At 34.3% G+C, this 14,435-nt stretch carries 13 protein-coding genes and 1 riboswitch; of the genes, 11 read left to right on the plus strand and 2 right to left on the minus strand.

What is annotated here, in order from left to right:
• Nucleotides 1-11 precede the first annotated feature (11 nt).
• The 4 genes from P3U32_RS03215 (at nucleotide 12) to P3U32_RS03230 (ending at nucleotide 4,944) form a co-directional block, all read left to right on the plus strand.
• Complete coding sequence (locus P3U32_RS03215; protein WP_323704176.1) at nucleotides 12-926, plus strand: D-ribose ABC transporter substrate-binding protein; 915 nt, start codon at nucleotides 12-14, stop codon at nucleotides 924-926.
• A gap of 162 nt (nucleotides 927-1,088) precedes the next feature.
• On the plus strand, nucleotides 1,089-1,532 hold the full coding sequence (locus tag P3U32_RS03220; RefSeq protein WP_323704177.1) for a Dps family protein: 444 nt from the start codon (nucleotides 1,089-1,091) through the stop codon (nucleotides 1,530-1,532).
• A gap of 756 nt (nucleotides 1,533-2,288) precedes the next feature.
• Nucleotides 2,289-3,698, plus strand: a complete 1,410-nt coding sequence (locus tag P3U32_RS03225; RefSeq protein ID WP_323704178.1) for an FAD-binding oxidoreductase — start codon at nucleotides 2,289-2,291, stop codon at nucleotides 3,696-3,698.
• Nucleotides 3,688-4,944 carry a (Fe-S)-binding protein gene (locus P3U32_RS03230; protein WP_323704179.1) on the plus strand — a complete coding sequence of 419 codons (1,257 nt, stop codon included), beginning with the start codon at nucleotides 3,688-3,690 and terminating at the stop codon, nucleotides 4,942-4,944. Before P3U32_RS03225 ends, P3U32_RS03230 begins: the two co-directional genes overlap by 11 nt.
• Nucleotides 4,945-5,090: 146 nt before the next feature.
• Here P3U32_RS03230 and deoD read toward each other — a convergent pair whose 3' ends face one another.
• Entirely contained in the window at nucleotides 5,091-5,801 is a 711-nt protein-coding gene (gene deoD / locus P3U32_RS03235) for a purine-nucleoside phosphorylase (RefSeq protein ID WP_323704180.1), read from the minus strand.
• Between the two features lie 110 nt (nucleotides 5,802-5,911).
• Between deoD and P3U32_RS03240 the strand changes: the two genes are divergently transcribed.
• From P3U32_RS03240 to deoB, 4 genes are all read left to right on the plus strand, one after another.
• Entirely contained in the window at nucleotides 5,912-6,847 is a 936-nt protein-coding gene (locus P3U32_RS03240; protein ID WP_323704181.1) for a DNA-binding transcriptional repressor DeoR, read from the plus strand.
• A gap of 85 nt (nucleotides 6,848-6,932) precedes the next feature.
• Complete coding sequence (gene deoC / locus P3U32_RS03245) at nucleotides 6,933-7,595, plus strand: deoxyribose-phosphate aldolase (protein WP_323704183.1); 663 nt, start codon at nucleotides 6,933-6,935, stop codon at nucleotides 7,593-7,595.
• An 83-nt stretch (nucleotides 7,596-7,678) separates the two neighbouring features.
• The gene (locus P3U32_RS03250; RefSeq protein ID WP_323704185.1) at nucleotides 7,679-8,980 is read left to right on the plus strand and encodes a pyrimidine-nucleoside phosphorylase; all 1,302 of its coding nucleotides are present in this window, start codon (nucleotides 7,679-7,681) and stop codon (nucleotides 8,978-8,980) included.
• A gap of 11 nt (nucleotides 8,981-8,991) precedes the next feature.
• Nucleotides 8,992-10,182: a phosphopentomutase gene (gene deoB, locus P3U32_RS03255; protein WP_323704186.1), complete on the plus strand. Its 1,191-nt coding sequence runs from the start codon at nucleotides 8,992-8,994 to the stop codon at nucleotides 10,180-10,182.
• 475 nt (nucleotides 10,183-10,657) lie between these two features.
• On the opposite strand, the gene P3U32_RS03260 is transcribed toward deoB, so the two are convergent.
• Nucleotides 10,658-11,125: an S-ribosylhomocysteine lyase gene (locus P3U32_RS03260; RefSeq protein WP_323704188.1), complete on the minus strand. Its 468-nt coding sequence runs from the start codon at nucleotides 11,123-11,125 to the stop codon at nucleotides 10,658-10,660.
• A 134-nt stretch (nucleotides 11,126-11,259) separates the two neighbouring features.
• On the opposite strand from P3U32_RS03260, the gene P3U32_RS03265 reads away from it, so the two are divergent.
• From P3U32_RS03265 to ldmS, 3 genes are all read left to right on the plus strand, one after another.
• The gene (locus tag P3U32_RS03265; protein ID WP_323704189.1) at nucleotides 11,260-11,802 is read left to right on the plus strand and encodes a GrpB family protein; all 543 of its coding nucleotides are present in this window, start codon (nucleotides 11,260-11,262) and stop codon (nucleotides 11,800-11,802) included.
• A gap of 43 nt (nucleotides 11,803-11,845) precedes the next feature.
• A riboswitch (SAM riboswitch) is annotated at nucleotides 11,846-11,945 on the plus strand.
• Between the two features lie 58 nt (nucleotides 11,946-12,003).
• On the plus strand, nucleotides 12,004-13,191 hold the full coding sequence (locus tag P3U32_RS03270; RefSeq protein ID WP_323704190.1) for a M20 family metallopeptidase: 1,188 nt from the start codon (nucleotides 12,004-12,006) through the stop codon (nucleotides 13,189-13,191).
• A complete protein-coding gene (gene ldmS / locus P3U32_RS03275; protein ID WP_323704192.1) occupies nucleotides 13,188-14,375 on the plus strand; it encodes an L-aspartate--L-methionine ligase LdmS in 1,188 nt (395 codons plus the stop codon). The genes P3U32_RS03270 and ldmS overlap by 4 nt, the downstream gene beginning before the upstream one ends.
• The last annotated feature ends 60 nt before the right edge of the window (nucleotides 14,376-14,435 follow it).

Raw genomic sequence — 14,435 nt, forward strand, 5'->3', positions numbered from 1 at the left:
AGGCGTAAAGTATGAAGAAAATAATAACCTTTTTAGTAGCTGCTGTATTACTTTTGAGTGCATGTTCACTAGAATCACCATTGAAAAAAGATAATCAAGGGAAATCGAACAAGAAAAAATCTGATGTAACAATTGGTGTCAGTGTTTCAACGTTAAATAACCCATTCTTTGTATCAATTAAAGAGGGAATTGAAAAAGAAGCTAAGAAACAAGGCATGAAAGTGAAAGTTGTAGATGCTAGGGATGATTCAGCAAAACAAACTAATGACATTGAAGATTTAGTTCAACAACAAGTAGACTATTTAGTAGTGAATCCAACTGATTCAAGTGCCATTTCAAGTGCTGTACAGTCTGCAAATAATGAAGGCATCCCAGTGATAACGTTAGATAGATCTGTAGATAAAGGTGATGTAGCTACATTTATTGCTTCAGATAATGTTGAAGGTGGAAAAATGGGTGGTAATTTCATCTTAGATCAATTAAGTAAAAATGCTAAAGTCGCAGAATTAGAAGGTGTTCCAGGCGCAAGTGCAACAAGAGAACGTGGTAAAGGATTCCACGAAGTTGCCGATAAATCATTAGATGTAATTGCTAAACAAAGCGCTAAATTCGACCGTGCAGAAGGATTGAATGTGACACAAAACATTATTCAAGCACATCCAGATGTAAAAGCGATTTTCGCACATAATGATGAAATGGCATTAGGTGCTATCGAAGCAATCGGTGATAAAGATATAATTGTCGTAGGGTTTGATGGTAATGAAGATGCTATGAAAGCCATTAAAAATGGTAAATTAGATGCGACTGTTGCCCAACAACCAGATAAAATGGGTAAATCTTCAGTAGATTCCATTATTAAACTTATGGATGGTAAAAAGCTAAATAAAGAAATTAAAATACCTTTAAAATTAGAAACATCAAAATAAATATGTAATGAAACGATAAGCTGTACATACTTGAGCGACAAAAGTATGTATAGCTTATTTATATTAATTCTAAATAAGGGTGTAAAATGAATTGACAGATTAGAATCATTATAATATAATAATGAGTATAAATTAACAAATCAAATTGAGGAGTGAAGATGAATGACAAACAATAAAGAAGTTATAGAAGTATTAAATAAACAAGTAGCAGAGTGGACAGTTTTATATACGAAATTACACAATTACCATTGGTATGTTAAGGGGCCAAACTTCTTCTCATTACATGAGAAGTTTGAAGAATTATATAATGAAGCAAGTGTTTATATAGATGACTTAGCTGAAAGAATTTTAGCAATTGAAGGTCATCCTATTGCTACATTGAAAGAAGCATTAGAATGGTCAGTAATAGAAGAAGCTGAGAAAAATTTATCAGCTAATCAAATGGTTGAGCAACTTTCTAAAGATTTCACAACAGTGATCGCTCAACTTGAAGAAGGAATACAATTAGCTGAAAAATTAAACGATGACATGACGGGAGACATGTTATTATCAATGGTTACAAGTTTAGAAAAACATAACTGGATGCTAAAATCTTTCTTAGGATAATAGAAACTTGAGTCTGGGACATAATGTAATGTCCCAGACTCTTTTTAGTATCTTGGCAGTCATCCTTGCCGGGGCGGGACTACGAAATCTTTTTTATATAAATTAGATTTCTGTCCCGCTCCCATTTTTTTATGCGTATGCTTTCCGTGGGAGTCAGCGCAAAAAATGTTTGAGATTTGTGGCTAACGAGATAGTTCCGAAAAACAATCCCGTTAGAAAATCTAGCGAGATAGAAAGTGAAAACAATCTCGTTAGCGGTTAAAAATCCTGTTTTTAAGTAGAAAAAGATGAAAAAAACTTGTGTTTAAGGCGCTAACGAGATAGTTCCGAAAAACAATCCCGTTAGAAATTCTAATGAGATAGAAAGTGAAAACAATCTCGTTAGCGGTCAAAAATGCTGTTTTTAAGTAGAAAACGATGAAAAAAACTAAAGTATGAGGTGCTAACGAGATAGTTCTGAAAAACAATCCCGTTAGAAAATCTAGCGAGATAGAAAGTGAAAACAATCTCGTTAGCGGTCAAAAATCCTGATTTTAAGTAGAAAATGATGAAAAAAGCTAGTGTTTAAGGTGCTAACGAGATAGTTCCGAAAAACAATCCCGTTAGAGTGCATTTTAAATATTAATATTGGTTGATCACATTCTATAGCCACATAAGGATAAAACCTTATGTGGCTTTTGATTTAAATAGAACAAAAGTGATATGATTAATATTGAAATATTCAGAAAATATTTTCGGAATAAGGGGGGCGATGTAATGGAAGAATTATTTGTTGCTTTACAAGATGCATTGAAAAAGGGGCATGTATCTAAAGAAGTTGCGGATCTTTCGAGTTATAGCTATGATGCGTCGTTTGGAGAATATATGCCTGATATTATTTGTCAGCCAATGTCTACAGATGAAGTCGTTAAAATTGTGAAATTAAGTAATCAATTTGATGTACCTATTTATCCAAGAGGAAGTGGAACGAGTTTAAGTGGGGGACCATTACCTGTAAATGGAGGGATAGTATTAGATTTTTCAAGATGGGATAACGACATAACTGTGTATGAAGATGACTTAATGATGGACGTTTCACCTGGTGTCATTACCGCAAAAATACATGAAATTGCAGAGTCTTATGGTTTAATGTATCCACCAGATCCATCGAGTTCCAGCATATCTACAATTGGAGGCAATTTAGCTGAGAATGCAGGTGGACCGAGATGTTTGAAATATGGCGTGACGAAAGACTATGTTGTTGGTTTGGAAATTGTAACAGCTAATGGAGACGTTATTCGTTCGGGTGGTCGTACGGTTAAAAATGTCACTGGTTATGATATGACAAAGTTAATGATTGGTTCAGAAGGAACGCTAGGTATAATTACGAAGGCAACTTTGCAATTGATACCAAAGCCAATTGATACAAAAACAGCAATGCTTCAGTTCGATGACTTTGTTACTTCTGGTAGAGCCGTTTCGAAAATTTTAAGGTCTGGTATATTACCTTCGAAAATTGAAATTATGGATAAATATTGTGTTGATGCAGTATTATCAACGCATCCAATCGAACATGTTACGAATGATGCAGAATCCGTTTTATTAGTGGAATTAGATGGTCATCCGCTCGCTTTAGAAGCGGAAATGAAAGTGATAGAAGAGACTTGCCAAGCGTTGCCTGGATGTAAAGTAATTGTCGCACGAGATAAACATCAAGCTTCTGAATTATGGGAAGTTCGAAAATTAGTTTCCCCGGCAATTGTAAAATTTGGACCAACTAAAATTAGTGAAGATACAAGTGTACCTGTCAGTCAGATTCCAGAATTCTTTAAATCAATCGAACGTATTAGACAAGAATTTGATTTGAATTTAGTTGTATTTGGACATGCAGGTGATGGGAATTTACATCCTAATATTATTACTGATAAACGTAAACCTGAAGAACTTAAAAAAGCAGAACAAGCAGTCGCTGAAATATTTAAAGCATCTTTGAAATTAGGCGGTACTTTAAGTGGTGAACATGGAATAGGATTGTTTAAAAAGCCTTTTATGTATAATGAGTTTGATGAAGCAGGAATGGCTTTTATGAAAGGTGTTAAGAAAGCACTCGATCCTAATAATCGTCTGAATCCAGGAAAGATATTTCCGGACGAGAATGAAAGGTTTGTGTTAGTTCATGACGAGTGAATTAATTAAGAAACTTGACTATGATGCGACTTTTGACTGTGTTCAGTGTGGATTTTGTTTACCGTCATGCCCGACTTACTTAACTATGAAAGAAGAAAAACATTCTCCTAGAGGAAGAATTAATCTCGTTAAATATGCAGTAGAAGGCAAGGCTAAGTTAAAAGACCTAGAAGAAGCAATAGATTTATGTTTAGGTTGTAGACAGTGCGAAACTGTTTGTCCAACCAATGTTCAATACGGTGATATTTATGAAACAGCAGTATCGGTATTGAGAGAAAATCGAAATAAAAAATTAGATAGCAAAATTATGTCACTATTTCTAGAACGCAATTACATGTTAACGCTAATGTATAAAGGGTTAAAACTTTATCATACGCCATTCATGTATAAAGCCATTACAAATACAAAAATGTTAGACATACTACCAGATAGATTAGGGAACATGGCTAAAATATTACCACCAGTTAAAAAGCAAAAGAACCATGTGAACAAACCGTTTAGAACTAAGAAAACAACGATAGGATTTTTTAGAGGATGTATGATGGATGCATTCTTCTCAAATATTAATGACTTGGCAATTAAAATATTAGAAGCGCATGATATACAAGTTGTGGAAATAAGTCAGCAAACATGCTGTGGCGCTTTACAACATCATGCCGGTGAAATGGATAAGGCAAAAACATTAGCAAAAATGAATATCGAAGCACTTGAAAAATATGATGTTGATTATTATGTTAATGCAATCGGAGGTTGTGGCGCGTCGTTAATAGAATATGACCATTTGTTGAGACATGATGATAAATGGAACAAACGTGCAGAACAATTTGTAGAAAAAGTAAAAGACATCTCAGTTATATTCGATCAATTAGATCTTAATTTAACAAATGAAATTAATAAAAAAGCAATTTATCAACCATCATGTCATTTACAAAATGTACAACAAGTTTTTAAAGAACCAGAGAATGTCATTAGACAAATAAAAGGATTAGAATATAAAATCTTACCAGAAAAAGATATATGTTGCGGTTCGGCAGGAATATATAATATCGTAAATTACGAAGCGTCGATGGATATATTAAATAGGAAAATGACACACGTTAAAAAAGTAGAGCCACAACTGATTATTACATCAAACCCAGGATGTCATTTACAAATGCTATTAGGCGTTAAAAATGAAAATCTAGAACATACAATAGAAGTCAAACATATAGTAGAAGTTGTCGCAGAAGCATGTGGAGTAGAATAGAATTTTTGAACGTGAGTATATTTAGTCTTGGATTAACTAAGGAGTTAACTCACGACATGGCCCAATCTCAACATTCAACAATCAAAACAGAAAGAGGATGAGACACCTAGTCTCATCCTCTTTCTACTTATATATCTAAAAAAGATTTATTCAGCGATTTCTAAGGCAATTTCCATCATTTGTGTAAATGAATTTTGTCTTTCTTCTGCTGTTGTTGCTTCGTCTCTTAGTAAATGATCACTTACAGTAAAGATACCTAGTGCTTTTTTACCGGCAGCAGCGGCGTTTACATATAATCCAGCTGATTCCATTTCTACCCCTAGTATTCCTAATCTAGCCCATTTACTTGTTACTTCTGTATCAGCATTATAGAAAATATCACTTGAGAAAATGTTTCCTACATGTGTTGTTGCTCCGATTTCGTCTGCTTTATTTTTAGCATTTGAAACTAAATTAAAGTCAGCGATTGGTGCAAAGTAACCTGGAATATTAAATTGATCTACGTAACGTGAGTTTGTAGATGCACCTTGAGCGATGATGATGTCATATAAGTTGATGTTTTCTTGCATTGCGCCACATGAACCGATACGAATAATTGTTTCAACATCGAAGAAATTATAAAGTTCATATGAGTAGATGCCGATTGAAGCAATCCCCATACCTGAACCCATTACTGAAACTTCTTTCCCTTTATATGTTCCAGTGTATCCTAACATATTTCTTACATCGTTAAATTGTTCAACGTTTTCTAAGAAATTTTCTGCGATAAATTTTGCACGTAATGGATCCCCCGGCATTAGTACAGTTTTCGCGATTTTTACACCATTTGGTTGAATGTGTGGTGTGCCTTGAGTCATAACTATCTTCTCCTTTAAATATAAAAAGTATTTTCAATTTAAAGATAACATTTGTTTCAATTTTTTGCGAATTTTTGTACGATAAGAGTGAAAGAAAGTGGTGAGTAGGGATGGATTTACAAAAGAATAAAGACAGCATAAAAATAGCAAAGCTTTATTATCACGAAGCGATGAGTCAGGAAGAAATCGCAAAGAAGTTGGAAATTTCGAGGCCAACGGTTTCTAGGCTACTCAATTATGCTAAAGAACATGGTTTCGTAAAAATTAAAATAGACGATCCTTATGAAGATGCAGAAAGCTTAGCTGATTTAATAAAGTCAAAATATAATTTAAAAGCGTGTGTTGTTGAACACGCATCGCACAATGATTATGTAAATGTGCAAAGTGCAATTGCTAAAAGGGCAGCTGAATATATCAATCGTAATGTGAAAAGCGGAGATAAAATCGGTGTGAGTTGGGGTAAGACGATGTACGAATTATCGAAGTATTTACAACCGAGTGCTTTAAAAGATGTCAGTATCATTCAGTTGAAAGGTGGTATTAGTTTTTCTCATGTAGATACAAGAAGTCATCAAATATTAGAAACTTTTGCTCAAGTGTTTAACGCCTCACCAATCGACCTGCCATTACCAGTGATATTTGATGTCAAAGAGGTCAAACAGATGGTTGAGAAAGATCGCTATATTAAATCGATCTTAGAACAAGGTAGAGAAGTTGATCTTGCAGTCTTTACAGTAGGTACGGTAAGAGATTCATCTTTATTATTTAAATTAGGATTTTTGAATGAATTAGAGAAGGAAAGATTGAAGCAACATGCTGTTGGAGATATTTGTTCTCGTTTCTATAATGAGGAAGGTTCAGTTGCTGATCAGGCAATCAATGACCGTACGATGGGAATAGAATTGGATGCCTTAAAAGAAATCGAGCGTACAATTTTAGTGGCAGGTGGAGAACATAAGATTAACGCAATCAGAGGTGCTTTGACTGGAGGACTAAGTAATATATTAATTACGGATCAGTATACTGCACAAGCGCTGTTAGATTGATGAACATAATTTCTTGTATGAATTTACAAATGTTCACGAATGGGTTATAATGTAATTAATAACAAACATATTAGGAGGAGTTATGATGACACTAGCAAAATATATCGATCACACTGCATTAAAGCCAGATACAACTTTAGAACAAATTGATGCATTATTATCTGAAGCAAAGGAATTTGGATTTAAATCTGTTTGTGTTAACCCAACACACGTTGCACATGCAAGCGAAGTATTAGAAGGTTCAGATGTACTTGTATGTACAGTAATAGGCTTCCCACTTGGCGCAAGCACGAGTGAAGTTAAAGGCTTCGAAACAGAAGATGCAATTAAAAAGGGTGCTAACGAAGTTGATATGGTCATCAACATTGGCGCATTGAAAGATGGCCGTGATGATGTTGTGAAGAAAGATATTGAAAGTGTCGTTGCAGCTGCAAACGGCGTAACAACTAAAGTCATTATTGAAACTTCAGTATTAACAGATGCTGAAAAAGTAAGAGCATGTGAATTAGCAGTAGCTGCTGGTGCTGATTTCGTTAAAACATCAACTGGATTTTCTACAGGGGGCGCAACACCAGAAGATATTAAACTTATGAGAGAAACTGTTGGTCCTGATTTAGGTGTTAAAGCATCAGGTGGTATTCGTTCATATGAAGATGTTAAATCTATGATAGATCAAGGTGCTACACGTATTGGTGCATCTGCAGGGGTTAAAATTTTACAAGGTGAAACATCAGATTCTGATTATTAATACTTTAAAGGTACGTTTTTTGTACCTTTAATATTTTGAAATTTAAGTAAGCGTATTCATATATATTCAGGAGGGTAAACATTATGAGAATGGTAGATATTATAGCTAAGAAACGTGACGGGAAAGAATTAACTAAAGAAGAAATAGAATTTTTCATCAAAGGTTACACATCAGGAGATATTCCAGATTATCAAGCTTCAAGTTTAGCGATGGCTATATTTTTCCAAGATATGACCAATCAAGAACGTGCGCACTTAACAATGGCAATGGTTGAATCAGGAGATCAAATAGATCTTTCTGATATTGATGGTATTAAAGTCGATAAACATTCAACAGGCGGTGTTGGTGATACGACAACATTAGTATTGGCACCTTTAGTTGCAGCATTAGATGTACCTGTTGCTAAAATGAGTGGTCGTGGATTAGGACATACGGGTGGTACAATCGATAAGTTAGAAGCGGTAGAAGGATTCCATGTTGAAATTACTGAACAAGAATTTATTAATTTAGTTAATAAAGATAAAGTTGCAGTTATTGGTCAAACAGGGAACTTAACACCTGCAGATAAAAAGTTATACGGCTTACGTGATGTTACTGGTACTGTTAACTCAATACCTTTAATTGCGTCATCTATTATGAGTAAGAAAATTGCAGCAGGTGCAGATGCAATTGTATTAGATGTTAAAACTGGTGCTGGTGCATTTATGAAGACGATTGAAGATTCTGAGCTACTTGCACATGCAATGGTTAAAATAGGGAATAACGTGGGCAGAAATACAATGGCGATTATTTCTGATATGAGTCAACCATTAGGAAGAGCAATCGGGAATGCTTTAGAAGTGAAAGAAGCTGTTGAAACGTTAAAAGGTGAAGGACCAGAAGACTTGACAGAACTTGTATTAACATTAGGTTCTCAAATGGTTGTCTTAGCTAAAAAAGCAGAAACGTTAGATGAAGCAAGAGAAAAATTATTAGAAGTAATCCAAAATGGTAAAGCTTTAGAGAAATTTAAAGTGTTCTTAGAAAACCAAGGTGGAGATGCAAGTGTTGTGGATGATTTAAGTAAATTACCACAAGCACAATATAAAATCGAAGTTGAAGCAGAAACAGCTGGATATGTTTCTCATATCGTTGCAGATGAAATTGGGGTCGCATCAATGCTTTTAGGTGCAGGACGAGCAACAAAAGATGATATCATTGACTTGGCAGTAGGATTAGTATTAAATAAAAAAGTCGGAGATAAAGTAGAAAAAGGTGAATCTTTAGTAACGATATATGCAAATCGTGAAGATGTGGATCAAGTTAAATCTAAAATCTTAGAGAACATTACAATATCAGATGAGCAAGTGAAACCAACTTTAATCCATAAAGTAATTACAGATTAGGAGTGTGCCAAATGACAAATCGTTTTAAACGTATTCATTTAATCGTCATGGATTCAGTAGGAATTGGTGAAGCACCTGATGCAAAAGCGTTTGGTGATGAAGGTTCTCATACATTAAAACATACACTTGAAGGTTTTAATGAATCATTACCAAATCTTGAACAATTAGGATTAGCCAATATTGAACCATTACCAAATATGAATAGTGTCGAAGCGCCAGGAGCATTTTATACAAAATTAAGTGAAGCATCAGTTGGGAAAGACACAATGACTGGTCATTGGGAAATCATGGGATTAAATATTGATAAACCATTTAAAGTTTATCCAGAAGGTTTTCCAGATGAATTAGTTAAAGAAATAGAATCAATAACAGGTCGTAAAGTAGTTGCTAATAAACCAGCTTCCGGTACTGAGATTATTGATGAGTTTGGTCAACACCAAATGGAAACAGGAGATTTAATTGTATATACATCAGCTGATCCGGTGTTACAAATTGCAGCACATGAAGATATCATACCGTTAGAAGAACTTTATGATATTTGTGAAAAAGTAAGAGCATTAACGAAAGATCCTAAATATTTAATCGGAAGAATCATTGCACGTCCTTATGTAGGTGAGCCAGGTAACTTTACACGTACATCAAACAGACATGATTATGCATTGAAACCATTCGGTAATACAGTCATGAATACGTTAAAAGATGCTAACTATGATGTGATAGCAATCGGTAAAATTAACGACATATATGATGGTGAAGGTGTTACAAAATCCGTTAGAACAAAAGATAATATGGACGGTATGGATAAATTGATTGAAGTAGTAAACAGTGATTTCACTGGATTAAGCTTCTTGAATTTAGTAGACTTTGATGCACTTTATGGGCATAGACGTGATAAAGAAGGATATGCACAAGCAATTAAAGACTTCGATAATCGTTTAGAAGAGTTAAAATCATCTTTAAAAGAAGATGACTTAGTAATCATTACAGCGGACCATGGAAATGATCCAACAGCACCAGGAACAGATCATACACGTGAATATGTACCATTATTAATGTTTAGTCCAAGTATTGAAGAATACAAAGCATTATCAGGAGATACAACATTTAGTTCAATCGGCGCAACAATTGCTGATAACTTTAATGTAACATTGCCGAAATTCGGTAAAAGTTATTTAAAAGAAATGGGCGTAGACGCTGAATAATAAAAAAAGAACTCGGAATTAATCCGAGTTCTTTCAGAGTGGGAGCGGGACAGAAATCTAATTTATATAAAAAAGATTTCGTATTCCCGCCCCGGCAAGGATGACTAGATACTAAAAACGGCTGAGACATTTATTATGTCCCAGCCTCATTTTTTTATGCGCTGAACATTGCAAGTGGAGGCTGACAAGCAACATTGAGAACGACTAACGAGATAGTTCTGAGAAACAATCCCGTTAGAAAATCTAACGAGACAGAAAGTGAAAACAATCTCGTTAGAGGTTAAATAGAGCACTAAAAAGACTCGATTACCTACAAAAAGTGAGAAAATAACGCGCTAATGAGATAGTTTTAAAAAACAATCCCGTTAGAAAATCTAACGAGACAGAAAGTGAAAACAATCTCGTTAGCGCGAAAATGGACTGAATATACAATAGTCCATAAAAAAAGAACTCGGAATTAATCCGAGTTCTTTTTTTAATCTTCTTTAAAGATATCTTTCCAGCTATCTCTCTTAGATAAAAATTCAGTTGCTAATTGTTGCGCGCCTTCTAATGAATGGCTAGCTGCCCAACCGCATTGTACTTCGTTACAAGCTGGTACTTCAGTTGCTTGTTCAACATCTTTTAATGTTGCTTCTAAGATATTTAATACATCATCATAATCATCATGGTTGATAAATGAAGCGTAAAAACCTGTTTGACATCCCATTGGGCTAACGTCGACAACTTTATCTGTATGATTTCTAATGTTTTCTGCCATTAAATGCTCTAATGAATGTAAAGCAGGCATTTCCATATGTGCTTTGTTAGGTTGTTTAAAGCGGATATCGTATTTATGAATCACGTCACCGTGTAATCCTTCTTTAATTCCTGCAAGTCTTACAAACGGTGCCTCAACGATTGTATGGTCTAAATTAAAACTTTCAACATTCATTTTTGTCATGATACTTCCTCCTTTGATTTCGGCATCATTATATCAAGTAAAAATTGAAAAAACAATCAATTCAGATTTATTGCTTTCTTTATAGGTCACTTTATAAGATAATGTAATAAATTGTTCCGAAATAAGGTGATAATATGGAAAGGTTAAAAGTAGTCCCATACGATAGTATATGGCAACATCTTTTTCTAGAAGAGAAGAAGTATTTACAGTCATTGTTGAAAGAGCATAGTGTCAGTATTGAACATATTGGGTCAACGGCGATTCCTGGATTATCTGCGAAACCAATTATAGATATATTAATCGTTGTGAAAGATAGTCAGTCAATAGATGCATTTACACATGAACTTTCAGTTTTAGGGTATGAGTCTAAAGGAGAAAGAGGCGTTATCGGAAATAGGTATTTTAAGAAGTATGATCAATATGGTGCGGTATCGCATCATTTACATATATATGATGAGGGTAGCCCACACATTTTGAGATTACTATCCTTTAGAGATTATTTAAGAACGTTTAATGGTGAAAGAGAACGTTATAGCAGATTAAAGCATGATTTAGTCTTGGACTATCCAGATGATAGCGTAGCATATTATAAAGGAAAAGATAGCATGATTAAAGAATTTGAGAAAAAGGCAGAAAAATGGTATTTAAATTCTAATGATATTGCTACAAAACATTGACATATCCGAGTGATAAAGTTAGAATTAAAAACAAATTTCATACGAATTATCCAGAGAGACTGAGGGATGGGCCCGATGAAGTCCAGCAACCTCCCATAACGGAAAGGTGCCAATTCCTACAGTAACGTACTGAGAGATAAATGATTGATTGGCGCACTCCTTAACAAGAAGTGCGCTTTTCTTTTGGAAAGGTGAATGGAAATGAGTAATTTATCGCAAAATATTATTAATTATATAGAACAAAATAAACATTTATATTTATCAATGAGTCATCAAATTCATGAAAGACCTGAATTAGGAAATGAGGAAGTATTTGCTTCAAAATTATTAAGTGATCAATTAAAAAAACATCACTTTAATATAGAGACAAATATTGCTAAACATCCTACAGGTTTTATTGCTACATATGATACAAACAAAGAAGGACCGACGATTGCATTTTTAGCAGAATATGATGCTTTGCCGGGACTTGGACATGCATGTGGTCATAATATTATCGGTACTTCAAGTGTGCTCGCAGGCATTAGTTTATCAAAAGTGATAGACGAAATAGGTGGGAAAGTCGTTGTTCTTGGTTGTCCAGCTGAAGAAGGTGGCGTCAATGGTAGTGCGAAAGCAAGTTATGTTAAAGCAGGCATAATTGATGATCTTGATGTTGCACTCATGGTTCATCCTGGTCACGAAACTTACGTAACCGTGCCTTCATTAGCGGTAGATGTATTTGACGTTAAATTTTATGGGAAAAGTGCACATGCATCTGAAAATGCAGACGAAGCAATTAATGCATTAGACGCAATGTTATCGTTCTTTAATGGCGTAAGTATGCTTAGACAACAAATTAAGAAAACGGATAAAGTGCATGGTGTTATCTTAAACGGTGGAGAAGCAGCAAATATTATCCCTGATTATACACATGCACGATTTTATACACGTGCAACTTCTCGTAAATCTTTAGATGTGTTAACGGATAAAGTAAGAAAAATTGCTGAAGGTGCAGCGATTCAAACAGGTGGAACGTACGAGCTTCGACCAATTCAAAATGGTGTAAATGAATTTATTATTAACAAACCGTTAGACGAATTATTTAGAAAACATGCAGAAGAAATAGGAGAAGAAGTAATTGAAGATGATTTTGGTTTTGGATCGACTGATACAGGGAATGTGAGTCATATCGTACCGACTATACATCCACATATAAAAATTGGACCTTCAGATTTAGTCGGACATACGAAAGAATTTTGTCAGGCAGCTGCCAGTCAAAAAGGCGATAAAGCATTGATAAGCGGTGCGAAAATTTTAGCATCAATGGGTTTAGAACTGATAGAGAACGCGTCCCTTAGAAATGAAATTATCCAGCATCATCAAACATTAAGGGAGAAATTACTATGAAAAAAGAATATAGGAAATCATTACCTTTAACTTTGAAAGACATTTATGAAGAAGATATGATTTATAATGCACGACCTTCATATGAGGATAATCCTTGGTTAAAAGCAGAGGAAGCCCAGTCTAATTTTTTAACAGCTAGAGAACTTATCATTAGTGATATGCCTATGATTGTACATGAAGCATGTATAACAAAAAATGCGAAAGACCTATTAAGTCTAGTAGCGCTAGAAATACCGAATAACATTCACACATTCTATGATCAATCATCATATGAAGCACTTATTAAACAATTATGTCACCAAAATAAGAAAATCTTCTTTCAATATATTCATGGTGACCATCTTTGTGAAACAGAATCATATGCGGTTAACAAATCAACATTCATCGATTTAAATAATAAGACAAAAATTGAACAATGGACAGGTGGTAAATATTTACCACAAAGAGAAATTGTTAATGTGGAAGACTTTGAAAATCGAGTGAAACAATGGACGTTACCGATTGTCATTAAGCCAGGTGATGAGTTACCAACAGCAGGCGGATATGGCGTGATGATTTGTTACAATGAAGAAGATTTAAATCAAGCGATAAAACGAATCAATGCAGCAACTGAAACAAAAAATATCATCATTGAGCAATTTATTGAAGAAATTCAAAATTACTGTGTGCAGTATAGTTATAGTAAAGAACAAGGTATTCAATATTTAGGTGCCGTTCAACAACTAACAGATAAATATGGATTTTATAATGGCAATGTCAATTTGAATGAAGTGCCTGAAAGTGTAATAGAAGCGGGATATGAAATTATGAAGAATGGCGTTGAACATGGTTATACGGGTGTGTCAGGATTCGATTTACTCATTGATAAGAATGAAGACGTATATGCCATTGATTTGAACTTTAGACAAAATGGTTCTACAAGTTTATTGTTACTTCAAGAACGTTTACAAGAAGGGTATCATAAATTTTTAAGTTACCATTCCAAAGGCAATAATGCACACTTCTTAGAAACAATTAAAAAGTACATAAGAGAAGGCTATTTATACCCATTATCTTACTATGATGGAGATTGGTTTAAAGACGAGCAAGTAAAGTCCCGATTTGCAGGTATATGGCATGCTGAAAATGAGTCAATTGCACTTGAAAAAGAACAAGCATTTATAAAAGAAATAAGCGAAAAATAAGTATAAACATAAATACAATTGAACGCTTAAATTTATATTGACTTCACGCTTTTAAATATA

Origin of the sequence: Mammaliicoccus sp. Dog046, from assembly GCF_034039665.1 — a bacterium.
Taxonomy (GTDB): Bacteria; Bacillota; Bacilli; order Staphylococcales; family Staphylococcaceae; genus Mammaliicoccus.

Coding starts and splice junctions, on each gene's coding strand:
- P3U32_RS03215 (WP_323704176.1), top strand. CDS start 12: ATGAAGAAAATAATAACCTTTTTAGTAGCTGCTGTATTACTTTTGAGT.
- P3U32_RS03220 (WP_323704177.1), top strand. CDS start 1,089: ATGACAAACAATAAAGAAGTTATAGAAGTATTAAATAAACAAGTAGCA.
- P3U32_RS03225 (WP_323704178.1), top strand. CDS start 2,289: ATGGAAGAATTATTTGTTGCTTTACAAGATGCATTGAAAAAGGGGCAT.
- P3U32_RS03230 (WP_323704179.1), top strand. CDS start 3,688: ATGACGAGTGAATTAATTAAGAAACTTGACTATGATGCGACTTTTGAC.
- deoD (WP_323704180.1), bottom strand. CDS start 5,801: ATGACTCAAGGCACACCACACATTCAACCAAATGGTGTAAAAATCGCG.
- P3U32_RS03240 (WP_323704181.1), top strand. CDS start 5,912: ATGGATTTACAAAAGAATAAAGACAGCATAAAAATAGCAAAGCTTTAT.
- deoC (WP_323704183.1), top strand. CDS start 6,933: ATGACACTAGCAAAATATATCGATCACACTGCATTAAAGCCAGATACA.
- P3U32_RS03250 (WP_323704185.1), top strand. CDS start 7,679: ATGAGAATGGTAGATATTATAGCTAAGAAACGTGACGGGAAAGAATTA.
- deoB (WP_323704186.1), top strand. CDS start 8,992: ATGACAAATCGTTTTAAACGTATTCATTTAATCGTCATGGATTCAGTA.
- P3U32_RS03260 (WP_323704188.1), bottom strand. CDS start 11,125: ATGACAAAAATGAATGTTGAAAGTTTTAATTTAGACCATACAATCGTT.
- P3U32_RS03265 (WP_323704189.1), top strand. CDS start 11,260: ATGGAAAGGTTAAAAGTAGTCCCATACGATAGTATATGGCAACATCTT.
- P3U32_RS03270 (WP_323704190.1), top strand. CDS start 12,004: ATGAGTAATTTATCGCAAAATATTATTAATTATATAGAACAAAATAAA.
- ldmS (WP_323704192.1), top strand. CDS start 13,188: ATGAAAAAAGAATATAGGAAATCATTACCTTTAACTTTGAAAGACATT.